Source organism: Cupriavidus sp. OTU4054 (assembly GCF_038440175.1).
Lineage (GTDB): Bacteria > Pseudomonadota > Gammaproteobacteria > Burkholderiales > Burkholderiaceae > Cupriavidus > Cupriavidus pauculus_D.
The window spans coordinates 80,411-103,555 of the sequence record NZ_JASATF010000025.1 but is presented as its reverse complement, the minus strand read 5'-3'; the positions used below and the strand labels follow the sequence as shown (position 1 = coordinate 103,555).

General features: G+C 67.4%; 20 protein-coding genes. 12 read left to right on the top strand and 8 right to left on the bottom strand.

Annotated elements, in window-relative coordinates:
• The first annotated feature begins 10 nt into the window (after nucleotides 1-10).
• The 3 genes from kdsB (at nucleotide 11) to AAHB16_RS25300 (ending at nucleotide 2,671) form a co-directional block, all read left to right on the top strand.
• Entirely contained in the window at nucleotides 11-820 is an 810-nt protein-coding gene (gene kdsB / locus AAHB16_RS25310; protein ID WP_342052281.1) for a 3-deoxy-manno-octulosonate cytidylyltransferase, read from the top strand.
• Between the two features lie 286 nt (nucleotides 821-1,106).
• Entirely contained in the window at nucleotides 1,107-1,772 is a 666-nt protein-coding gene (adk, locus tag AAHB16_RS25305) for an adenylate kinase (RefSeq protein WP_150372698.1), read from the top strand.
• 140 nt (nucleotides 1,773-1,912) lie between these two features.
• Nucleotides 1,913-2,671 carry an SDR family NAD(P)-dependent oxidoreductase gene (locus tag AAHB16_RS25300; protein ID WP_150372699.1) on the top strand — a complete coding sequence of 253 codons (759 nt, stop codon included), beginning with the start codon at nucleotides 1,913-1,915 and terminating at the stop codon, nucleotides 2,669-2,671.
• Between the two features lie 14 nt (nucleotides 2,672-2,685).
• On the opposite strand, the gene AAHB16_RS25295 is transcribed toward AAHB16_RS25300, so the two are convergent.
• Complete coding sequence (locus AAHB16_RS25295; protein WP_150372700.1) at nucleotides 2,686-3,522, bottom strand: helix-turn-helix transcriptional regulator; 837 nt, start codon at nucleotides 3,520-3,522, stop codon at nucleotides 2,686-2,688.
• A 128-nt stretch (nucleotides 3,523-3,650) separates the two neighbouring features.
• On the opposite strand from AAHB16_RS25295, the gene AAHB16_RS25290 reads away from it, so the two are divergent.
• Nucleotides 3,651-4,418: a class I SAM-dependent methyltransferase gene (locus AAHB16_RS25290; protein WP_342052280.1), complete on the top strand. Its 768-nt coding sequence runs from the start codon at nucleotides 3,651-3,653 to the stop codon at nucleotides 4,416-4,418.
• Here AAHB16_RS25290 and AAHB16_RS25285 read toward each other — a convergent pair whose 3' ends face one another.
• Nucleotides 4,419-5,324, bottom strand: coding sequence for a LysR family transcriptional regulator (locus AAHB16_RS25285; RefSeq protein WP_150372702.1), 906 nt, complete (start codon nucleotides 5,322-5,324; stop codon nucleotides 4,419-4,421).
• Between the two features lie 97 nt (nucleotides 5,325-5,421).
• Between AAHB16_RS25285 and AAHB16_RS25280 the strand changes: the two genes are divergently transcribed.
• Entirely contained in the window at nucleotides 5,422-6,453 is a 1,032-nt protein-coding gene (locus tag AAHB16_RS25280) for a bile acid:sodium symporter family protein (protein WP_150372703.1), read from the top strand.
• A gap of 19 nt (nucleotides 6,454-6,472) precedes the next feature.
• Here the strand turns inward: AAHB16_RS25280 and AAHB16_RS25275 are convergent, their stop codons facing one another.
• Entirely contained in the window at nucleotides 6,473-7,990 is a 1,518-nt protein-coding gene (locus tag AAHB16_RS25275) for an N-acetylmuramoyl-L-alanine amidase (RefSeq protein WP_342052279.1), read from the bottom strand.
• Nucleotides 7,984-8,517: a tRNA (adenosine(37)-N6)-threonylcarbamoyltransferase complex ATPase subunit type 1 TsaE gene (gene tsaE, locus AAHB16_RS25270; RefSeq protein ID WP_342052278.1), complete on the bottom strand. Its 534-nt coding sequence runs from the start codon at nucleotides 8,515-8,517 to the stop codon at nucleotides 7,984-7,986. The genes AAHB16_RS25275 and tsaE overlap by 7 nt, the downstream gene beginning before the upstream one ends.
• Nucleotides 8,518-8,533: 16 nt before the next feature.
• Here tsaE and queG point away from each other — a divergent pair, with 16 nt between their 5' ends.
• A complete protein-coding gene (gene queG, locus AAHB16_RS25265) occupies nucleotides 8,534-9,724 on the top strand; it encodes a tRNA epoxyqueuosine(34) reductase QueG (RefSeq protein ID WP_342052277.1) in 1,191 nt (396 codons plus the stop codon).
• Here queG and AAHB16_RS25260 read toward each other — a convergent pair.
• Nucleotides 9,717-10,610 (bottom strand): AEC family transporter, encoded by an 894-nt coding sequence (locus AAHB16_RS25260; protein ID WP_150372707.1) that lies wholly within the window; start codon nucleotides 10,608-10,610, stop codon nucleotides 9,717-9,719. The two genes, queG and AAHB16_RS25260, sit on opposite strands and share 8 nt — an antisense overlap.
• A gap of 157 nt (nucleotides 10,611-10,767) precedes the next feature.
• Between AAHB16_RS25260 and AAHB16_RS25255 the strand changes: the two genes are divergently transcribed.
• The 6 genes from AAHB16_RS25255 (at nucleotide 10,768) to plsY (ending at nucleotide 15,137) form a co-directional block, all read left to right on the top strand.
• Nucleotides 10,768-11,385, top strand: a complete 618-nt coding sequence (locus tag AAHB16_RS25255) for a chalcone isomerase family protein (protein WP_150372708.1) — start codon at nucleotides 10,768-10,770, stop codon at nucleotides 11,383-11,385.
• 84 nt (nucleotides 11,386-11,469) lie between these two features.
• A complete protein-coding gene (locus AAHB16_RS25250) occupies nucleotides 11,470-12,447 on the top strand; it encodes a tripartite tricarboxylate transporter substrate binding protein BugE (protein WP_342052276.1) in 978 nt (325 codons plus the stop codon).
• Nucleotides 12,448-12,533: 86 nt separating this feature from the next.
• A complete protein-coding gene (locus tag AAHB16_RS25245; RefSeq protein WP_150372710.1) occupies nucleotides 12,534-13,013 on the top strand; it encodes a methylated-DNA--[protein]-cysteine S-methyltransferase in 480 nt (159 codons plus the stop codon).
• Nucleotides 13,014-13,024: 11 nt separating this feature from the next.
• Nucleotides 13,025-13,942 carry a site-specific tyrosine recombinase XerD gene (xerD, locus tag AAHB16_RS25240; protein ID WP_150373876.1) on the top strand — a complete coding sequence of 306 codons (918 nt, stop codon included), beginning with the start codon at nucleotides 13,025-13,027 and terminating at the stop codon, nucleotides 13,940-13,942.
• A gap of 24 nt (nucleotides 13,943-13,966) precedes the next feature.
• A complete protein-coding gene (locus AAHB16_RS25235) occupies nucleotides 13,967-14,458 on the top strand; it encodes an aminoacyl-tRNA deacylase (RefSeq protein WP_150372711.1) in 492 nt (163 codons plus the stop codon).
• A 67-nt stretch (nucleotides 14,459-14,525) separates the two neighbouring features.
• Nucleotides 14,526-15,137, top strand: coding sequence for a glycerol-3-phosphate 1-O-acyltransferase PlsY (gene plsY / locus AAHB16_RS25230; RefSeq protein ID WP_150372712.1), 612 nt, complete (start codon nucleotides 14,526-14,528; stop codon nucleotides 15,135-15,137).
• 3 nt (nucleotides 15,138-15,140) lie between these two features.
• Here plsY and AAHB16_RS25225 read toward each other — a convergent pair whose 3' ends face one another.
• The 3 genes from AAHB16_RS25225 to AAHB16_RS25215 form a co-directional block, all read right to left on the bottom strand.
• Nucleotides 15,141-16,646 (bottom strand): efflux transporter outer membrane subunit, encoded by a 1,506-nt coding sequence (locus AAHB16_RS25225; protein WP_446718133.1) that lies wholly within the window; start codon nucleotides 16,644-16,646, stop codon nucleotides 15,141-15,143.
• An 86-nt stretch (nucleotides 16,647-16,732) separates the two neighbouring features.
• Nucleotides 16,733-20,035, bottom strand: a complete 3,303-nt coding sequence (locus tag AAHB16_RS25220; RefSeq protein WP_150372713.1) for an efflux RND transporter permease subunit — start codon at nucleotides 20,033-20,035, stop codon at nucleotides 16,733-16,735.
• The gene (locus AAHB16_RS25215; protein ID WP_150372714.1) at nucleotides 20,035-23,145 is read right to left on the bottom strand and encodes an MdtB/MuxB family multidrug efflux RND transporter permease subunit; all 3,111 of its coding nucleotides are present in this window, start codon (nucleotides 23,143-23,145) and stop codon (nucleotides 20,035-20,037) included. The genes AAHB16_RS25220 and AAHB16_RS25215 overlap by 1 nt, the downstream gene beginning before the upstream one ends.

Here is a 23,145-nt window from a genome sequence, read left to right as displayed (position 1 = left end):
CCGCGCAGTCATGACCCTTCCGGACTTCACCGTCGTCATTCCCGCGCGCATGGCCTCCACGCGCCTGCCGGACAAGCCGCTGGCCGATATCGGCGGCCATCCGATGATCGTGCGCGTGGCCGAACGCGCGCACGCGTCGTCCGCGCGCCGCACGGTCGTGGCCACCGACGCGCCCGCCGTGGCCGAAGCCTGCGCCGCGCGCGGCGTCGAGGCCGTGCTCACGCGCGCCGACCATCCGTCCGGCACCGACCGGCTGGCCGAAGTGGCCACGCTGCTCGGCCTCCCCGACGATGCCATCGTCGTGAACGTGCAGGGCGACGAGCCCCTGATCGACCCGCTGCTGATCGACGAGGTGGCGCTGCACCTGGCCGCGCATCCGGACTGCGCGATCGCCACGGCCGCGCACCCGCTCCACGACATTGCCGACGTCTTCAACCCGAATGTGGTCAAGGTCGTGTGCGACGCCGCGGGCCGCGCGCTGTATTTCTCGCGCGCCCCGATCCCGTGGTCCCGCGACGCGTGGTCGGCCGTGCCGGCCCAGCCCGCCGCCGGCGCACAGGTCGCGCTGCCGTCGATGCCCGTGCTGCGCCATATCGGCCTCTACGCCTACCGGGCGGGCTTCCTCCGCCGCTTTCCGACGCTGGCCGCCGCGCCGCTCGAGCAGACCGAAGCGCTCGAACAGCTGCGCGCGATGTGGCACGGCGAACGGATCGGCGTACTGGTCACGGCCGCCGCGCCCGCACCGGGCGTCGATACGCCCGCCGACCTCGAGCGCGTGCGCGCGCTGTGGGCGGCCGGGATGGCGCAGGAAGGCCCCTGACCGTATCTCTTCACTTAAGTTCACACTGCTGCAACCGAAGCGGAGGCCGAATTCGCGCCGCCCATGGCATAATGCCTGCCGAAACAGAGCCTGCGCCGCGTGCTCGAGAGCGCGCGTCGCACAAGGCTCGGTGGGGAGATAGAACGAGCCCGTCCGGCAGGAACCCTCCGCCATCACCCATGGCAGCAGGTGTCCCTTGCCGTAAGTCCCGCGTCAAGTTGCGGCGTTACCCTCCTTCGAAGTCTCCCGCGTTACCAGATTCCAAAAAACTTCTGAGGACCCGTAAATGCGTTTGATCCTGTTGGGCGCTCCCGGCGCCGGCAAAGGCACGCAAGCCAAATTCATCTGCGAAAAATTTGGCATTCCGCAAATCTCGACCGGCGACATGCTGCGCGCCGCCGTCAAGGCCGGCACCCCGCTCGGCCTCGAAGCCAAGAAGGTGATGGACGCGGGTGGCCTGGTCTCCGACGACATCATCATCGGTCTGGTCAAGGATCGCCTGAAGGAATGCGACTGCGACCAGGGCTACCTGTTCGACGGTTTCCCGCGCACGATTCCGCAGGCCGAGGCCATGAAGGAAGCCGGCGTCGCCATCGACTACGTGCTGGAAATCGACGTGCCGTTCGACGCGATCATCGAGCGCATGAGTGGCCGCCGCGTGCACGCCGCCTCGGGCCGCACCTACCACGTCAAGTACAACCCGCCGAAGGTCCCCAATGTGGACGACGTCACCGGCGAGCCGCTGATCCAGCGCGACGACGACAAGGAAGAGACCGTGCGCAAGCGCCTGGACGTATATGCCAGCCAGACGCGCCCGCTCGTGGACTACTACTCGGGATGGGCCGCCAACGGCGATGCCACGGCCAAGGTTGCCGCGCCGAAGTATCGCAAGATCTCCGGCCTCGGCGACGTGGACAAGATCACGGCCAGCGTGTTCGAAGCGCTCAAGTGACCGGCGCCTCCCGCAAAAAAAAAGCGACCCCTCGGGGTCGCTTTTTTCTTTCCGTCGTACCGAAGCCGCCGTAGAATTGCCTTGAATTGACGTATACGTAAAGTAAGTACATCGATCCCACAACAAGAGGAAGAGACGGCATGGACATCCAGGGCAACGTATTCATCGTCACGGGCGGCGCGTCCGGACTCGGCGCGGGCGCCGCGCGCATGTTCGCGGAGCACGGCGGCAAGGTCGTGATCGCGGACCTCAACGAGAATGCGGGTCTCGCGCTGGCCAAGGAGCTCGACGGCGCGTTCGTGCGCTGCGATGTCACCTCGGAAGCGAATGGCCAGGCCGTGGTCACGGCGGCGCAGGCCATGGGCCGCCTTGCGGGACTCGTGAACTGCGCGGGCATCGCCACGGCCGCCAAGACCGTCGGCAAGAACGGCCCGCATCCGCTCGACCAGTTCGAGAAAACCATCCGCATCAACCTGATCGGCACGTTCAACATGATCCGGCTGGCCGCGGCGGCGATGGTGCAGAACACGCCGGACGCCGAGGGCGAGCGCGGCGTGATCGTGAATACGGCGTCGGTGGCCGCCTATGACGGTCAGATCGGGCAGGCCGCATACGCGGCGTCCAAGGGCGGCGTGGTGTCGATGACGCTGGCCATCGCACGCGACCTGTCGCGCGACGGCGTGCGCTGCATGACGATTGCCCCCGGCATCTTCGAGACGCCGATGCTGCTCGGCATGCCGCAGGAAGTCCAGGATGCGCTGGGCCGCATGGTGCCGTTCCCGCCGCGGCTTGGACGGCCCGCCGAGTATGCGCGGCTCGTGCGCGCGATCGTCGGCAACACGATGCTCAATGGCGAGGTGATTCGCCTCGACGGCGCGATCCGGATGCAGCCGAAATAATTCCCCTGGCCCGGTCACCGCGCGGGCAGCAGCATGACGAGCATCGTGCCGGGTGCCGCGGGCGGGATAAACGTCAGCTGCTCGAAGTAGACGGCGGCGCCCGCGCCTTCGCCCGTGGCGGTGTGAAATCCCCGCCTGCCGCCCTGCCGCTCCTCAACATCCTGCGACGCCCACGCGTCGCGAAACGCAGGACTTGCCGCCTGCAGTCCCGCCACGAGCGCGCGGGTCGGCGCGTCGCCCGCATGGCGCAGGCTATGCACGCGAAACTCGGCCACGAGCCGCGCCGCGCGATGCGGCCAGTCCTCGACGCGCGCCTGCAGGCGCGGCGACAGGAACATCGCGCGCAGCAGGTTGCGATCGTCGCTCTCCGCATCGAGCCATCCCACGAACAGGTCGGCGGCCGCCGCGTTCCAGGCCAGCGCCGTCCACTGGCGGTCGAGCAGATACGCGGGGCCCGCGATCGCCTGCACGCTCTCGAGCAACGCGGCCGGCACGGATGGATCGGCCGCCGCGCGTGGCTCTGCCTTGCCCGCGAGGGCGAACAGATAGGCGCGTTCGGCCCGCGAAAGCCGCAAGGCCTGCGCGAGCCCGTCGAGCGCGCGCGCCGACATCGCCACGGGCCGGCCCTGCTCGAGCCACGTCACCCACGTCGCGCTGAGTCCGGCGAGCTGGGCCACTTCCTCGCGACGCAGTCCCGGCGTCCGGCGGCGCCTGCCCGGCGGCAGGCCCACATCGGCCGGCGTCAGCCGCTCGCGATGATTGCGGAGGAACGTCCCGAGCGCGCTGTCTTTTGAAGAAAATTCGGAGGGAAGTTCGGAGGCAGGTGCGTTGGAGGGGGCGTCGGCGTCCATTGGGTGGTGCGATTTATACCAGGATAAACAAGTGAGTTGTACCGGGACAACCGGCCATCTACAGTACGTGAAGGTTGCCGCTCCGGCAACTGCCTGCCCCTCTTCCCACAAGAACAAGGTCGATCGTCATGCAACAACAGGAACTCGTCGCCGCCCAGTTCGGCGCCACCGCCAATGCCTACCTCACGAGCGCGGTCCACGCCCAGGGTGCGGATCTGACGCAGCTGAAGGAGATACTCGGCAAGCTGGAGACGGTGCGCACGGGCCGCGTGCTCGATCTCGGCTGTGGCGCGGGCCATGCGGGCTTTGCCGCCGCAGCCGTGGCCGCCGAGGTCGTCGCCTACGATCTGTCTTCGGAAATGCTCGACGTGGTCGCCAATGCCGCGCGCGACCGCGGCCTCGCGAATATCGGCACGCAGCAGGGTGCGGCGGAGACGCTGCCGTTCCCCGACGCAAGCTTCGACGCGGTGGTCTCGCGCATGAGCGCGCATCACTGGCGCGACGTGCCCGCCGCGCTGCGCGAAATGCGGCGTGTATTGAAGCCCGGCGGCACGGTCGTGATGATCGATATCGCGGGCGCGGAAGATCCGCTCTGCGATACGTGGCTGCAGTCGGTCGAGCTGCTGCGCGACCCGTCGCATATCCGCGACTACTCGCCCACGGTGTGGCAACAGATGTTCGAGGCGGCCGGGTTCGGCGCCGCGGTGGCGCCGCTCTGGCATATCGACCTCGAGTTCGGCACCTGGGTGGCGCGCATGCGCACCCCCGACGTCGCCATCGCGGCCATCCGCTATCTGTGGGAGAAGGCCCCGCGCGAGGTCGTCGAGCGCTACCGCGTCAAACCCGACGGCAGTTTCTCGCTCGAAACGATGATGCTGACGGCCAAGGCCCCCTGATCAGGCCGCCATCGCCTCGGCCGGGATCGGCAGGTTCTGGATCATGTTCCAGACCGCCGCGGCCGCGGGCGACAGCGAGCGGTCCTCGCGCCGGACCATCACGATGCTGCGCTCCTCGCGCGGCACGAGCGGACGCGACACCAGCGGCGAGGCGGCCGGCAGCGGCAGCGAGAACGACGGCAGCACCGACGCGCCGATGCCGGCTTCGACCATGCCGAACACGCTGGCCGAATGCCCGAGTTCCTGCACGACCTGCGGCGTCACGCCATGCCGCGCCAGAATGCGGTCGATCAGCGGGCGGCTGCCCGAAGCAAAGTCGAGCAGCGCGAGCCGCTCGCCGTGGAGCGCGCTCCATGGCACGGTCTCCGCGCCCGCCAGCGGATGATCGCGACGGCAGACGAAGCAGAACGGATCGGTCGCCAGCGACTCGATCGTCAGCCCCTCGCGCGCCATCGGATCGATCAGCACGCCAAAGTCCACGGCACCGGCGCGGATCTGTTCGAGGCCATCGGCCTGGACGTTGTCGCGAATAAACAACCGAATTTCGGGATACTCGCGCGCGCAGGCGGCCACGTACATCGGCATCAGCCGGGCCGATATGGTCGGCGCGCTCGCGATCACCACCCGCCCGCGATACCGCTCGCCCAGTTGCCGGGTCTCCTCGAGCGTGTCGTCGAGCTGGCCCAGCAGCCGTTCGAGCGCGGGCACAAGTGCAGTACCCGCATCCGTGAGCACCACTTCCCGCGTCGTCCGGTCGAGCAGACGCACGCCAAGTGCTTCTTCAAGCTCTTGTACACCCCGACTGACCGCGGGCTGGGTCAGGCCCACTGCGTCGGCAGCCCGGCTGAAGCTTCCATGTGCCGCAACAGCCAGAAAGACCCGCAACTGCCGAAGGGTGTAATTCATGCGAACGAAAGATTAATGAATGAAATAAATGAATTTGCATTCTAGACAGGTCTTGTGTCCAATACTAGGCGGAAACCCTTAGGCAATATCCCTAGTCATGACCACCGCCATTCTCGCGCCTTTCAAAAAAACCTACGACCTGATCGACGGCTTCGTCCTGATCATGCTGACCGCGATCGCGATCGCGCTGCTCGCCCCCGAGATCGGCACCGGTGACGGCCCGCTGCACCTCGGCATCGTCACCAACGTCGGCGTCGCGCTCGTGTTCTTCCTGCACGGCGCCGCGCTCTCGCGCGAAAAGCTCGTGGCCGGTGCGAAGCACTGGCGCCTGCACGCATTCGTGCAGTCGTTCACGTATATCGTGTTCCCGGTGGTGGGCGTGATCCTGATGCTCTCGCTGCGCCAGGTGCTGCCGCCCGATCTGCTGCTGGGCGTGTTCTACCTCTGCGTGCTGCCCTCCACGGTGTCCTCGTCGGTGGCAATGACCTCGATGGCGCGCGGCAACGTGCCCGGCGCGATCTTCAACGCCACGATCTCGGGCCTGATCGGCATGGCGCTCACGCCGCTGCTGATGGGCCTCGTCATCAGCGCGAGCGGCGCATCGATGCCGCTGGGCAAGGCACTGATGGGGGTGGCGCTGCAGCTGCTGTTGCCGTTCGCGCTGGGCCAGGCCGCGCGTCCGCTGATCGGCAACTGGCTCGCGAAGAAGAAGCAGATCACCAACAAGATCGATCGCGGCGTGATCGTGCTGATCGTTTATTCGTCGTTCTGCGATGCGACCGCGGCCGGCCTGTGGCACCAGTACCAATGGCAGACGATCGCCGCCGTGATGGCGCTGGCCGCCGTGCTGCTGTTCGTGGTGCTCGCCGCGACCACGTTCACCGCGCGCCGCCTGCACTTCCCGATCGAGGACGAGATCACCGCGGTGTTCTGCGGTTCGAAGAAGAGCCTGGCCAACGGGATTCCGATGGCCAAGATCCTGTTCGCGGGCCACCCCGCGCTGGGCCTGCTCGTGCTGCCGCTGATGGTCTATCATCAGCTCCAGCTGATCGTATGCTCGGTGATCGCGGCGCGCTACGCGAACCGCGAGGACGAGCCGGTGCGCAACCGCGCCGCGGTGCGCGCCTGATCTCGCGGCTGCCGTAACGTCAGACCGAAGGAGCCTTCGCCAGCGGAGGATTCTTCGCGAAGTAGGCCTTGATGCCGCGCAGGATCGCGTTGGCGAGCTGCTCCTGGTGGGCCTCGTCGTTGAGCTTGCGCTCCTCCTCGGGATTGCTGATGAAGGCGGTCTCGACGAGGATCGAAGGAATGTCCGGTGCCTTGAGCACCGCGAACGAGGCCTGCTCCACGCTGCCCTTGTGCAGGCGGTTGATCCCGCCGATCTCCTTGAGCACCGCGTTGCCGACCTGCAGGCTGTCGTTGATCTGCGCGGTCGTGGACAGGTCCAGCAGCACGCGCGCGACCTGCGCATCCTTGTTGCCCATATTCGCGCCGCCGATCAGATCGGCGGCGTTCTCCTTGTTGGCCAGCCAGCGCGCGGCCGAGCTCGACGCGCCGCGCTCCGACAGGGCGAACACCGACGCGCCCTTCGCCTCGGGCGACAGGAACGCGTCCGCGTGAATCGACACGAAAAGATCCGCCTGCACGCGGCGCGCCTTCTGCACGCGCACGTTCAGTGGCACGAAGAAGTCCGCGTCGCGCGTCATCATCGCGCGCATGTTCGGCTGGGCATCGATCTTCGCGCGCAGCCGATGCGCGATCTGCAGCACCACGTTCTTCTCGTGCGAACCCGATGCGCCCGTGGCGCCGGGATCCTCGCCGCCATGGCCGGGGTCGATCGCGACGGTCAGCAGGCGGCGCAGCTTGAACTGGCTCGGCGGCGGGACGTTGGTCTGCGCCATCGGGGGCGGAATCGCGGGCGCGGCCGGCGCGGAGGGTGCCGCTGGCGTGGCAGGCTTCGGCTTGACCGCGGCGATAGCGGGCGGCAGGGCCGTCGTGCCCGTGGGAATCTGGTCCTTGTCCTCGAGCTTGCGCACGATCGCGCCGATCGCATCTTCCTCGGCACCCGCCGGCGCGCCCGACACGCCCGCAGGTCCGGACGGCGGCTCGCTCGACGCGAAGCGCCGCTGCTTGTCCTCGGTATCGCGCACGAGTTTCCATAACGGATCGGGCGGATTCACGGGATACAGGTCGAAGACGAGGCGGTTACGGTAGTCGCCGACGGGCGCCAGCGTGAACACCTGCGGCGAGACGTCTTCCTTGAGATCGAACACGAGCCGGACCACGCGCGGCCGGTTCTGGCCCACGCGCACGCTCTGGATATAGGGGTCGTTGGCCGCGATCTTGGCGACGATCTCGCGCAGCGTGGGCGAAAGGTCGAGCCCATCGATATCGACGACGAGGCGATCGGGATTGCGCACCATCTGGTGCGAGGCGGCCAGCGCGCTGTCGGACTCGATGGTCACGCGCGTGTAATCCTCGGCGGGCCAGACACGCACGGCAACGATATTGGCGCCGAACGCGATCTGCGGCCCGGCCAGCGTGAGGACGGCCGTCCCGGCGCCGAACTTCAGGCACTGGGCCATCCACTTGCGGCGCGCCGTCATGACCCCGTCGGGGGCGTTCGAAACATCGGGTCGGTCGGTGGCGATTCGCTTGATCAGCATGCGGTCAGCAACGTAAGTCCAGTGGGAGTATAGGCCCGCAGGGTGGCCATGCGGGCATCGGCGCCCTCGTCGGCGCCGCCCGGCGCCGGATTCTGGCCGCGGCTGTCCGATTGGAGCAACACATGCAGATCAGGTTCCCCGAGCAGGCGTCCGGCCTTCTCGGGCCATTCGACCAGATTGAACGCGGGCTCGGCAAAACAGTCGCGAAAACCGGCATCGATCCATTCCTCGGGATCGGCGAACCGGTACAGGTCGAAGTGGTAGACAGTGAGCGGCGAACCATCGGCGCGCGCCACCTCGTAGGGCTCGCACAACGTGTAGGTCGGGCTGCGGACCTTGCCGGCATGGCCGAGCGCGCGCAGGACCGCGCGCGAGAGCGTGGTCTTGCCCGCGCCGAGGTCGCCGGACAGCTGGACATGGATCGTGTGCGGCGGCAGCGTGCGGACCGCGGCGGCGAGCGCCGCGCCGAACCGTTCGGTGGCGGCTTCGTCGGGTAGCGCGAGGATGCGTTCTTCGAGCAGGGGCATTGCGTACAATTCGGGGATGACCGAGCGAGCCGTACCCGCGCCAGCCACATCGGCGGCGCCGCAGCGATCCAGCCCCCCTATCGACGCAACAAGCGTCGGTGCGGACGCGCTGGAGGCGCTCGTCACGCGCATTCGTGCATGGGGCGCCGAACTCGGCTTCGATGCGGTACGCATCGCGGACGTCGATCTGAGCCACGCGGAAGCGGGATTGCTCGCATGGATCGCGGCCGGTCATCACGGCGACATGGATTATATGGCGAACCATGGCACACGGCGCGCGCGGCCCGCCGAACTCGTGCCCGGCACCGTGCGCGCGATCGTCGCGCGCATGCCCTATCTGCCGGCGGAAAGCCCCGAAAACTGGCGCGCGCACGAGTTCGCGCGGCTCGACGATCCGTCCACGGCCGTCATCTCCGTCTATGCGCGGGGCCGCGACTATCACAAGGTCCTGCGCAGCCGGCTGCAGCAGCTGGCGTCGCGCATCGAGCAGGCGCTGGGCGCATTCGGCTATCGCGTGTTCACGGATTCCGCGCCCGTCATGGAGGTGGCGCTCGCCGCGCAGGGCGGGCTCGGCTGGCGCGGCAAGCATACGCTGCTGCTCGACCGCGAAGGCGGCTCGATGTTCTTCCTCGGCGAGATCCTCGTCGATATCCCATTGCCCGCGGACCCGCCCGAGACGCCCCGCTGCGGCCAGTGCACGCGCTGCATCGACATCTGCCCCACGCAGGCGATTCTCGCGCCGTACCGCATGGACGCGCGGCGTTGTATTTCTTACCTGACCATCGAGCACAAGGGCGCGATTCCCGAGGCGCTGCGCGCGCCGATGGGCAATCGCGTCTACGGCTGCGACGACTGCCAGCTCGCCTGTCCCTGGAACAAGTTCGCGCATCGTGCGACGCTGCCGGACTTCGACGTGCGCAATGGATTCGACGCGCCGGACATGGCCGCGCTGTTCCTGTGGACGGAAGCGGAGTTCAACCGGCGGCTCGAAGGCAGTCCCATCCGCCGCATCGGCCACGAACGCTGGCTGCGCAATCTTGCCGTGGGCCTCGGCAACAGCCTGCGCGCGGCATCGGCAGCGCACGGCGACGCGGCGCTGGCCGCGCGCATCCGGACTGCCCTGCACGCGCGGCGACACGATGCGAGCGAACTCGTGCGCGAGCACATCGAGTGGGCGCTCGCGCAGGACGTCACGCCCGTCAGCTGACCAGCGCGAGCCAGAGCGGCGTCGTCACGATCGCCGCGACCGTCATCACCGAGATCGTCGCCGCCACCAGCGGTCCGTTGCCGCCCATGCGCACCGCGAGGATATACGCGCTGGACGCCGTGGGCAGCGAGGCGTAGAGCACCACGATCTGATACTGCAGCGTCGTCAGCGGCAGATAACGCCCGACGCACCATGCAAAGCCCGGCATCGCCAGCAGCTTCACACCGCTCCACCACGCCATGGGCCCCACCGTTGACGAAGCGGCCGCCATCTGCAGGCCCGCGCCGACCGTCATCAGCCCCAGCGCCGTCGAGGCGGAGCCGAGCCGGCCGAGGATCATGCCGGCCACTTCGGGCGGATGGAGGCCCAGCACGTTGGTCAGCAGCCCGCCCGCGGTGGCGAGGATCAGCGGGTTGCGCGCGAGCTCGCGCCACAGCCGCGACTCGCCATGCCGCGCGAGCGCCCATACGGCGACGACATTGCAGAGCGGTACCGAGCAGCCGACGATGATGGCCATCAGCGCGAGCCCCTCGTTGCCGCCGAGGCGCGCGGCAATCGCAAGCGCGATATACGAGTTGAAGCGGAACGCGGTCTGCAGGCCCGATGCGAAGTCGATGGCGTCGGGACGCAGGACCCACTTCACGAGGTAGCCGCCGATCATGCCGAACGCCGTGGTGGCCAGCGCCAGGCCGAGCATCGCGGACGTGGAAGAGAAGTCGAATGTCGCGCTGTTGGTGGACTGGAGCAGCAGCGCCGGGAACAGCACGAAGTAGACGAGGCGTTCGATACCGGCCCAGAACGCGCGGTCGAACGGCGAGTACCGCACCAGCAGCCAGCCGATCAGGATCAGGCTGAAGTCTGGAATCAGCAGCAGGGCGGATGACATGGGGCCGTGTGTCTCATTGTTATAAGTGCGTCTTAGGGCAGATACGGATGGGTATTGTTCCAGAGATCGGGCAAGATGGCATGCCGAATCCTGTTTTCGGACGTCTGCTTGGGCATACATTTGCGCGTGCAGGACCGTCCGCCGTGCCGCCGTAGCCATGTTGTCTGTGTTTCGCCTTCCATCCCGTGTTTCGCTGCGCGCCGTCCTGCTGGGTGCGTCGGTGGCGTTCGCCGCGTTCGCACTGTGTGCGCCGCCGGCCGGCGCGGGCGAGATCGAGGGCGTGCGCTTCGACGACGCGGCGCGGCTCGGCGGCAAGGAGCTCCCGCTCAACGGCACGGGCCTGCGCTCCGGATTCGTGATGAAGGGCTACGTCGCCGCGCTGTACCTGCCCGAGCGCGCGCGCAACGCGACCGTGGTGCTCGGCACGCCGGGCCCCAAACGGCTTCAGATCCGGCCTTTGCGCGAAGTGGAATCGGACACGTTCGTAAAGGCCCTCAACGACGGCCTGCGCGAGAACCACAGCGAGCTGCAGGTCAGGATGATGTCCGACCGGATGACCCAGCTCGCACAGGCCATGAACCAGGTGGGCACCGCGCGCCGCGGCGACATCATCAATCTCGATTTCACCCCGGACGCGGGCACCGTCGTGGCCATGAATGGCATTCCGCGCGGCAGGCCGATTCCGGGCGAAGACTTCTACCAGGCGGTGCTGCGCAGCTTCCTGGGCGAACACCCCGTGGACCGCGAGCTCAAGCGCGGACTGCTCGGGGACTGAGCGACCCGACTGGACATACCAACTGGCTTACCCGCCGGGCATTACCGTGCCCGGCCTACGTATCTAAACCGGAGACACCCTCTCATGCAAGCTGGCAAAACCGCTCTGTTCCTCGCACTCGCCGCCTCGGCTTCGCTGCCGGCCGTCGTGCAGGCCCAGTCCTACCCGACCAAGCCGATCCGCCTGATCATCCCGTTCGCGCCCGGCGGTACGACCGACATCGTGGGCCGCGGCGTGGCCGACCAGATGAGCAAGATCCTCGGCCAGCCCGTGGTGGTGGAGAACCGTGCCGGTGGCGGCGGTTCGATCGGCGCCGACGCGATCGCGAAGGCCCCGCCCGATGGCTACACGATCGGCATCTCGACCGTGTCGACGATGGCGGTGAACCCGGCCTGCAATCCCAAGCTCTCGTACGACCCGATCAAGGACCTGAAGCCGATCGCCAACGTCGCGAACGTGGCCAACGTGATCGCCGTGAACCCGAACTTCCCGGCCAAGGACTACAAGGAGTTCATCGCGGTACTGAAGGCGAATCCGGGCAAGTACTCGTACGCGTCGTCGGGCACCTGCGGCTTCGGCCACATGCTCGGCGAGCAGTTCAAGGTCTCGACCAAGACCTTCATCGTGCATATCCCCTATCGCGGTGCCGGCCCGGCCCTGAACGACGTGCTCGCGGGACAGGTGCCCATCATGGTGGACAACCTGCCGTCGTCGATGCCGTACATCAAGGCCGGCAAGCTGCGTCCGCTGGTCGTCGCATGGAACAAGCGCATCGAGGGCCTGCCCGATGTGCCGACCTTCGGCGAACTGGGCCTGAAGGAGCCGAACGATCCGGCCTGGTACGGCCTGGTGGCACCGGCCGGCACGCCTGACGACATCATCAACAAGCTCAATGCCGCCGTCGTGAAGGCGCTGCAGGACAAGGGCTTCGCGGATCGCCTGCACGCTGCCGGCGCCGAGCCGTCGGGCAACACGCCCGCGCAGCACGCGGCCGAGATCAAGAAGGAATACGAGAAGATGAAGAACCTGGTCAAGGTGCAGAACATCAAGCTGGAGCAATAACCGGGCCTTGATTTCGGCATGCGGTAACAAAAGGCATAGAATCCGTTCTGTGCCTTTTTTTTCGCCTTGATTCCCTGCCCCGCCGTATGACTGCCCAGTTCGATGCCATCCTCCCCGCACCGTTCGGCAAGGTCGGCGTACGGTCCGACGGCGATGCCGTCGCCGAGCTGGTCTACCTGCCCGATACATACGACGCCATCGCCCCGGCCAGCGCGCTGATGCGCGATGTCGCCGCGCAGCTCGATGCGTATTACGCCGACGCCGGCTTCGTGTTCGACCTGCCGCTCGCGGCGCGCGGCACCGATTTCCAGCGCCGCGTCTGGCGCGAAATCTGCGCCGTGCCGCGCGGCGGCCTGACCACGTACGGCACCATCGCGAAAGCGCTGCGCAGCGTGCCGCGCGCGGTGGGCCAGGCCTGCGGGCAGAACTGGTTTCCCGTCGTGATTCCGTGCCATCGCGTGGTCAGCGCCACCGGGCTTGGCGGCTTCGCGCATCACGGTGAAGAAGGCTTCCACCTCGGCGTCAAACGCTGGTTGCTGCGCCACGAAGGCGCGATGCTGCTGTGAGCGCCGCGCCCATGCCGGTGGATGACGCCGCGCTGGCGTCGGACCTGTCGCTCGTCGATCGCTTCTGCGACGCGCTGTGGCTCGAGGACGGACTGTCGCGCAATACCATCGACGCCTATCGCCGCGACCTGTCGATGCTCGCGCGCTGGCTGCACGAGAACGACCACGGCGCGCTGCTCGCCGTCAACGACACGTCGCTGTCGGCCTACTTCGCCGCGCGCCATATGGAAACGCGCGCGTCGTCGGCCAACCGGCGGCTGACGGTGTTCCGCCGCTTTTTCCAGTGGGCACTGCGCGAGCACATGGTGCAGGCCGATCCCTGCCTGCTGCTGCGGCCCGCCAAGCAGCCGCCGCGTTTCCCGAAGACGCTGTCGGAAGCGCAGGTGGAAGCGCTGATCGACGCGCCCGATACCGGCACGCCGCTCGGCCTGCGCGACCGCACGATGGTCGAGCTGATGTATGCGAGCGGGCTGCGCGTCTCCGAACTCACGCAGATGAAGACGGTCGAAGTCGGCCTCAACGAAGGCGTGGCGCGCGTGGTCGGCGGCAAGGGCAACAAGGAGCGGCTCGTGCCCTTCGGCGCGCAGGCCGGCGACTGGCTGCGCCGCTACCTCGCCGAATCGCGCCCGGCATTGCTCGCGGGCCGCGCATGCGACGCGCTGTTCGTCACGCAGCGCGGCGAGGGCATGACGCGGCAGGCGTTCTGGCACCTGATCAAGAAGCACGCGCGCGAGGCCGGCATCCATGCCCCGCTGTCGCCGCACACGCTACGGCACGCGTTCGCCACGCATCTGCTCAACCATGGCGCGGATCTGCGCGTGGTGCAGCTGCTGCTGGGTCACGCCGATATCTCCACCACGCAGATCTACACGCACGTCGCGCGCGAGCGCCTGCGCGAGCTGCACCAGCAACATCATCCGCGCGGGTAACCCCGCTCCCGCGGATCGTCCGTCATGAGCAAAGCGAAACACATCTCCGAAACTCCCGCCACACAGTTCCTGCGGCAGCATCGCATCGCGTTCGGCGAGCATCCCTACGACTACGTCGATCACGGCGGCACGGGCGAGTCCGCGCGCCAGCTCGGCGTGCCCGAGCATGACGTGGTCAAGACCCTCGTGATGGAAGACGAGCGCGCGCAGCCGCTGATCGTGCTGATGCACGGCGATTGTTCGGTATCCACCAAGAACCTCGCGCGGCAGATCGGCTGCAAGAGCGTGCAGCCGTGCAAGCCCGAAGTGGCGCAGCGCCACAGCGGCTTCATGGTCGGCGGTACGTCGCCGTTCGGCACGCGCAAGAAGCTGCCCGTCTACGTCGAGTCGTCGGTGCTCGCGCTGGAAAAAATCTACATCAACGGCGGGCGGCGCGGCTACCTCGTCAGTCTCGCGCCCCAGGTGCTGGTGGACGTGCTCGGCGCGAAACCGGTCGAATGTGCATTGCCCGATTGATTCCTGACGGGCCCCGCGTCCGGGCGCGCTACAATCGCGCCAGCCCAAAAACAGCCAACACCCCGCAATGGTCAATCTGATATTCGCTGTCGCCGCCTACCTGATCGGGTCGGTGTCCTTCGCCGTCGTGGTCAGCAAGCTCATGGGGCTGCCCGATCCGCACAGCTACGGCTCGGGCAATCCCGGCGCCACCAATGTGCTGCGCACCGGCAACAAGAAGGCCGCCATCCTGACGCTGATCGGCGACGGCCTCAAGGGATGGCTCGCGGTCTGGCTCGCGCAGCGTTTCGGGCCGGCATACGGCGTGCAGGACGCCGGCATCGCCCTCGTGGCGGTGGCGGTGTTCCTCGGTCACCTGTTCCCCGTTTACCATCGCTTCGCGGGCGGCAAGGGCGTGGCCACGGCGGCCGGTATCCTGATCGCGATCGACCCGATCCTCGGCCTCGCGACGCTGGCCACGTGGCTGATCATTGCGTTCTTCTTCCGCTACTCGTCGCTCGCGGCGCTGGTCTCGGCGATCTTCGCGCCCTTCTTCCACGTGCTGATGTCCGGCGTCGATATCACGACGGGCGCGATCTTCGTGATCAGCGTGCTGCTGATCATGCGCCACCGCGCGAATATCGCCAAGCTGCTGGCCGGCAAGGAAAGCCGGATCGGCGAGAAGAAAAAGCCGGGTTGAGCCTTAGCGCGCGATCGGGCTCGCCGGAGACGCCGCCGGCTCGCTCGCAATCTCGGTCCCTTCCGCATGCCATCCGCCGCCGAGCGCGGCAATCAGGATCACCGCCGTGGTGTACTGGCGGCTCGTGATCGACAGCGCGGTGCGCTCCGCGGTATAAGCCGCGGTCTGCGCGGTGAGCACGTCGAGCAATGCCGCGGTGCCCGCCTTGTAGCGGTTGTTGACCAGCGCGAGCGCATCGCGCGCGGAGCGCAGCGCGTCGTTCTGCACGACCGACTCCTGCTCCAGCAGACGCGCCGCCGCGAGGTTGTCTTCGACTTCCTGGAACGCATTGAGCACCGTCTGCCGGTAGTTGGCGACCGTCTGGTCGTACACGGCCACGGCCTGCGCCTTGTTCGCGCTGCGCAGGCCGCCATCGAAGATCGCACCGGCCAGTGAAGGACCGAACGACCAGATACGGTCGGGCAGCGACAGCCAGCGCGCGAGCGTGGCCGCGGTGAGGCCGCCCGTGGCCGACAGCGATAGCGTCGGGTAGTACGCGGCCTGCGCCACGCCGATCTCGGCATTGGCGGAGGCCATGCGCCGCTCGGCCGCGCCGATGTCGGGCCGGCGCTCGAGCAGTTGCGACGGCACCGCGACCGGCACGCGCGGCAGCGTGGTGGCGAAGTCGGCCGCATGCATCGTCAGTTCGGACGGCGACCGACCGATGAGCACCGCAATGGCGTGTTCGAGCTGCGCGCGCGTGATCTGGATATCGATCTGCTGCGCCTGCGCGGACTTGAGCTGCGTCTCCGACTGCAACACGTCGGAGCGCTGCGCGGTGCCCGCCGCGTACTGATTGCGCACGAGCTGCAGCGAGCGTTCATAGTCGCTCACCGTGCGATCGAGCAGCGCGCGCTGCGCATCGGCGATGCGCAGCAGGAAATAGCTCTGCGCGAGCGTCGACTGCGTGGACAGCAATACGGCGGCCAGATCGGCCGCGCTGGCCTGCGCGCTCGCCTGGTTGCTTTCCACCTGACGCCGCACCCGGCCCCACACATCGAGTTCCCACGCCGCGGACAGCGTGACGCTCTGCCCATTGCGGATATTGCCGGCCTGGCTGGTGGTGCTGCTGCCCGAGCGCGACGCGCTGGCCGAACCGTTGAGCGTCGGGAAGAAGCCCGCGCGCGCGGCCTGCAGCGCGCCGGCGGCCTGGCGATACTGCGCTTCCGCCGCCTTGATGTTCTGGTTCGAGATCTGGACCTGCGCCATCAGGATATCGAGGTCCGGATCGTTGAATACGCGCCACCATTCGGCGCGCGCGGTCTGATCCTGCGGCTCCGCGGTCTTCCAGTCGCCGGTCCACGCGGGCATGTCGGGCGTGGCTTCCTTGAACGCGGAGGGGGTCGGCGCATCGGGCCGCTTGTAGTCGGGACCGACCGCGCAGCCGGACAACAGGGCGAGCAGCAGCGCGCCGGCCAGCGTGGCCAGACGGGGAACGGGGGAGCGGTGCATCGGCATCGTGGATCGCATCAAAGGCTTCGTTCGCTTCAATGGCTCGGCTTGGTTCAATGGCTCGGCTTGGTTCAATCGATCGGTTCTTTTCAATTCGGTTCGCATCAATGGAGACGAGGCTCGGCGTCGGGTTCCTGCCGCCGGTGGCGCGCGCGCCATGCGTTGACCTTCAGGCGCCAGCGGTCGAGCGTCAGGTACACCACCGGCGTCGTGTACAGCGTCAGCAGCTGGCTGACCAGCAGGCCGCCGACGATCGAGATGCCGAGCGGCGCGCGCAGTTCGGCCCCGTCCCCGCGCCCGAGCGCGAGCGGAATCGCGCCGAGCAGCGCGGCCATCGTCGTCATCATGATCGGACGGAACCGCAGCAGGCACGCGCGATGGATCGCCTCGCGCGGCGACAGCCCGTCGCGCCGCTCGGCATCGATCGCGAAGTCGATCATCATGATCGCGTTCTTCTTCACGATGCCGATCAGCAGGATCACGCCAATCAGCGCGATGATGCTGAAGTCGGTCTTCGAGGCCAGCAGCGCAAGCAGCGCGCCCACCCCCGCCGACGGCAGCGTGGAGAGGATCGTCAGCGGATGCACATAGCTCTCGTACAGCACGCCCAGCACGATATAGATCGTGATGAGCGCCGCGAGGATCAGGTACGGCTGGCTCTTGAGCGAGTCCTGGAACGCCTTGGCGCCGCCCTGGAAATTCGCCTGCAACGTCTCGGGCGCGCCGATACGCGCGAGCGCATCGCGAATCGCATCGGTGGCCTGCGACAGCGAGAACCCCTCGGCCAGGTTGAACGAGATGGTCGAGGCCGCGAACTGCCCCTGATGGTTCACGCCGAGCGGCGTGCTCGTCGGCGTGACGCGCGCGAACGCGGAGAGCGGCACGCGATTGCCGCCGCCGGTGACCACATAGATGTCCTGCAGCGCATGCGGACCCTGCAGGTATTCCTGGCTCAGCTCCATCACCACGCGGTACTGGTTCAGCGGGTGATAGATCGTGGAGACGAGGCGCTGCCCGAACGCATCGTTGAGCACCGCATCGACCTGCTGCGCCGTGACGCCGAGCTTCGAGGCCGTGTCGCGATCGATGATCACGGACGTCTGCAGGCCCTTGTCGTTGGTGTCGGTGTCCACGTCCTCGATACCCTTGATGTTCGAGATCGCGGCGCGTACTTTCGGCTCCCACGCGCGCAGCACTTCGAGGTCGTCCGACTGCAGCGTGAACTGATACGCCGAACTGCTCTGCCGGCCACCGATGCGAATATCCTGCACGGGCGTGAGGAACAGGCTCGCGCCGGGCTCCTTGGCGAGCTTGACGCGCAGCCGCGCGATGATCGCATCGGCCGACTCCTTGCGCTCGGAGAGCGGCTTCAGCGTGACGAACATCTGACCCGTGTTGCGCTGGGAGCCGCCCGTGAAGCCCGTCACGTTGACCACGGCCGGGTCGGACCGCACGATCGTGATGAAGTTGTCGAGCTTCTTGGTCATCGCCTGGAACGACGTGGCCTGGTCCGCGCGGATAAAGCCGATCAGCCGGCCCGTGTCCTGCTGCGGGAAAAAGCCCTTGGGCACGATCACGTAGAGCCACACGTTCAGGCCGATCGTCGCGATCAGCACGAGCCAGACCAGCGCGCTGTGGCGCAGCGCCACGCCAAGCGTGCGGGCGTACTGGTCGTGCAGCCAGTTGAACACGCGCTCGCTCGCGTGATAGAAGCGGCCGCGCTTCTCGTCTTCCTTGACCGGACGCAGCAGCTTGGCGCACATCATCGGCGTGGTGGTCAGCGAGACCACGAGCGAGACCAGGATCGCCACCGACAGCGTGATGGCGAACTCCTGGAACAGCCGGCCCACGATGCCGCCCATGAGCAGCAGCGGAATGAACACGGCGATCAGCGACAGGCTCATCGAGATGACCGTGAAGCCGACCTCCCGCGCGCCGCGCAGCGCGGCCTCGCGCGGCTTCATGCCGTTCTCCATATGCCGGGAGATATTCTCGAGCACGACGATCGCATCGTCGACGACGAACCCCGTGGCAATGGTCAGCGCCATCAGCGAAAGATTGTTCAGCGAGAACCCGGCCAGATACATCACCGCGAACGTGCCGACCAGCGAGACGGGCACCGCCACGCTCGGGATCAGCGTCGCGCGCACGTTGCGCAGGAACACGAAGACCACCATGATCACGAGCGCGATCGAGATCAGCAGCGTGTGCTCGACCTCGCGCAGCGACGCGCGGATGGTCGGCGTGCGATCGAGCATCACGTCCATCGAGATCGCGGCCGGAATCATCTTGCGCAGCTGCGGGAGGATGTCGTTGACGCGATCGACGGTCTCGATGATGTTGGCGCCGGGCGAGCGGTTCAGCACGAGCAGCACCGACGGCTTGCCATTGGCGGAGCCCGCGTTGCGGATGTCCTGCACGGAGTCCGTCACGTTGGCCACGTCGGACAGGCGCACCGGCACCTGCAGCGAATTCGGTCCCGAGTTGCCGTTGCCGCCGCCCGTGGCGCCGGTGGTGATCGTCGTGGTGCCGCTGCTCGTGGTCAGCGTGGTCGTGGTCACGCCGTTGACGGTCTTGGTGCTGACATTGCCGCCCGCGGTGGCGTTGGCCGTGCTCGCGATCAGCGCGCCCGCCGATGCCGACGAGTAGGTGCCCGGCGTGGCGTAGCGCACGATCAGCGGCATGTAGTCCTTGGCCGCCATCGCCTGGTCGTTCGCGTAGACCTGCCAGTTGTTATTGTTGTTCTCGAGGACGCCCAGCGGCCGGTTGGCATTGGTCGCGCTGATCGTGTTGCGCACGTCCTCCAGCGAGATGCCGTACTTGTTGAGCGCGGTCGGATTGAGCTCGACGCGCACGGCGGGCAGCGACGAGCCACCGATGGTCACCTGCCCGACGCCTTCCACCTGCGAGAGCTTCTGCGCGAGGATCGTCGACGCCGCGTCGTAGAGCTGGCCGCGCGTCATGGTCGGCGACGTCAGCGCGATGATCATGATCGGCGCGTCGGCCGGGTTGACCTTGCGATAGGTCGGGTTGTTCGGCAGGCTCGTCGGGAGCGTGGCGCGCGAGGCGTTGATGGCCGCCTGCACGTCGCGCGCGGCGCCGTCGATATCGCGCGACAGATCGAACTGCAGCGTGACGCGCGTGGAACCGAGCGAGCTAGACGACGTAATTTCGTTGACGCCCGCGATCGTGCCGAGCGCGCGTTCCAGCGGCGTGGCCACGGTCGCGGCCATCGTCTCGGGGCTCGCACCGGGCAGCGATGCGGAGACCGAGATCGTGGGGAAGTCCACCTGCGGCAGCGGCGAAACCGGCAGCAGCCGCAGCGCCGCCAGCCCCGCCAGCAGGATGCCGATGGTCAGCAGCGCGGTCGCGACCGGGCGTTGGATAAAGGCGGCGGAGACGTTCATCAGGCGTGCGTCTCCCCTTCGGGGTCGCCGAACTTGCGCCGGCGCCAGCTATTGAGCTGGAGCGCCACGCGGTCGAACGCGAGGTAGATCACGGGCGTGGTGAACAGCGTGAGCACCTGGCTCACGAGCAGGCCGCCGACCATCGTCACGCCGAGCGGCCGGCGCAGTTCGGAACCGATGCCGGTGCCGAGCATCAGCGGCAGCGCGGCGAGCAGCGCCGCCATCGTCGTCATCAGGATCGGGCGGAAACGCAGCAGGCAGGCCTGGAAGATCGCCTCGCGCGGCGCCATGCCGCCCTCGCGCTCGGCCTCGAGCGCGAAGTCGATCATCATGATCGCGTTCTTCTTGACGATACCGATCAGCAGGATGATGCCGATGATCGCGATGATGCCCAGATCCTGCCGCGCGACGAGCAGGGCGAGCAACGCGCCGACGCCCGCTGACGGCAGCGTGGACAGGATCGTCACCGGGTGGATCGTGCTCTCGTACAGCACGCCGAGCACGATATACATCGTGATCACCGCGGCAAGAATCAGCCAGAGCGTATTGGAGAGCGACGCGCTGAACGCGAGCGCCGCGCCCTGGAACTCGGTAGCCATCGAGATCGGCAGGCCGAGCTCCTTCTCCACCTTGAGGATCTTCTCCACGGCGGCGCCGAGCGACTCGCCTGGCGCGAGATTGAACGAGATCGTCGCGGCCGGGAACTGGCCCTGATGGTTGATGACGAGGGGACCCGTGCGCTCGCTGATGCGCGCGATCGAGCCCAGCGGCACCTGGCCGCCCGACGACGACGGCAGCCGCAGTTCGGACAGCGATTGCGGGCTCGTGCGGAACTGCGGCATCGTCTCGAGCACCACGCGGTACTGGTTGGACTGCGTGAAGATCGTCGAGACCAGGCGCTGGCCGAACGCGCTATATAGCGCGCTGTCGATCACGGCCGTGGTAATGCCGAAGCGCGCGGCGGCATCGCGGTCGATCTCGACGTAGGCGCGCAGGCCGTTGTTCTGCTGATCGCTGGTCACGTCGCGCAGCTCGCGCTCCTGGCGCAGGCGCTCGACGAGCTTCGGCACCCATTCGGCCAGCACCTTGGGATCGGGGTCCTCCACCGTGAACTGGTATTGCGTGCGCGAGACGCGGTCCTCGATGGTCAGGTCCTGCACGGGCTGCATGTACAGCGAGATACCGCCGAGCTTCTGCGCGGCATCCTGCAGCCGGTCCATCACCACATCCATGCTGTCCCGGTCGCCCTTGGGCTTGAGGTTGATCAGCATGCGGCCCGCGTTGAGCGTGGTATTGGTGCCATCGACGCCGATGAACGACGACACGCTCGCCACCGCCGGGTCTTCCAGGATGACCTTCTGCACGGCCTCCTGCTTGCGGCCCATCGCGGTGAACGAGGTCGTCTGCGCGGCTTCGGTAATCGCCTGCAGCACACCCGTGTCCTGCACCGGGAAGAAGCCCTTGGGCACCACGAGGTACAGCAGGCCCGTCAGCACGAGCGTGCCGACGGCGACGACGAGCGTCGCGGTCTGGCGCCCGAGCACCCATTCCAGCGCGCGGCCGTAGCGATCGATCACGTTGTCGAAGAAGCGGCCCGTGGCGCGGTGAAAGCGCGACAGGTTCTCTTCGGGCACATGGCGCAGCAGACGCGCGCACATCATCGGCGTGAGCGTCAGCGATACCACGGCCGAGATCAGGATGGACACTGCCAGCGTGATCGCGAACTCGCGGAACAGCCGCCCCACCACGTCGCCCATGAACAGCAGCGGAATCAGCACCGCGACGAGCGAGAACGTCAGCGAGATGATGGTGAAGCCGATCTGCTTGGAACCCTTCAGCGCCGCGGCCATCGGCGTATCGCCCTTCTCGATGTACCGCATGATGTTCTCGATCATCACGATCGCATCATCGACGACGAACCCCGTGGCGATGGTCAGCGCCATCAGCGTCAGGTTGTTGATCGAGAAGCCCGCCAGGTACATCACGCCGAAGGTGCCGACCAGCGAGAGCGGCACCGCCACGCCCGGGATGATCGTCGCGGGGATATTGCGCAGGAAGACGAAGATCACCATCACGACGAGCGCGATGGCCAGCAGCAGTTCGAACTCGACGTCCTTCACCGACGCGCGGATGGTCGTGGTGCGGTCGGTCAGCTGCTGCACGTGCACCGAGGCGGGCAGCGCATTCTGCAGCTGCGGCAGCAGCGACTTGATGCGATCCACCACCTCGATCACGTTGGCGCCGGGCTGGCGCTGGATGTTCAGCACGATCGCCGGCTTGCCGTTGGCCCACGCGGCCAGCCGCGTGTTCTCGGGGCCATCGACGATATCGGCGACGTCGGTAATGCGGATCGGCGCGCCGTTCTGGTAGCCGATGATGATCTGCCGGTATTCATCGGCGGAGCGCAGCTGGTCGTTGGCGTCGATCGTCGAGGCGCGCTGGGGCCCGTCGAAACTACCCTTCGCGCCATTGACGTTGGCGCTGCCGATCGCGGTGCGCAGGTCGTCGATCGACATGCCCAGCGCGGCCAGCGCCGTGGGGTTGGCCTGGATGCGCACGGCGGGACGCTGCCCGCCGCTGATCGTGACGAGGCCCACGCCCTGGATCTGCGAGATCTTGGCCGCGATACGCGTATCGACCATATCCTGCAGTTGCGGCAGGGGCAGCGTGTCGGAGGTCATCGACAGCGTCATGATCGGCGCGTCGGCCGGGTTCACCTTGCTGTAGACCGGCGGCATCGGCAGGTCGGCCGGCAGCAGGTTGCCGCCCGCGTTGATGGCGGCCTGCACTTCCTGCTCGGCCACGTCGAGCGAGAGCGACAGCTCGAACTGCAGCGTAATGACCGACGCGCCGCCCGAGGACGACGACGACATCTGCTTGAGGCCCGGCATCTGGCCGAACTGACGCTCGAGCGGCGCGGTCACCGACGACGTCATCACGTCCGGGCTCGCGCCCGGGTACAGCGTGGTGACCTGGATGGTCGGGTAGTCCACCTCCGGCAGCGCCGACAGCGGCAGCAGGCGGAATGCCACCAGCCCGGACAGCAGGATGGCGAGCATCAGCAGCGCCGTGGCGACTGGCCGCTCGATAAAGATGCGTGACGGGTTCAT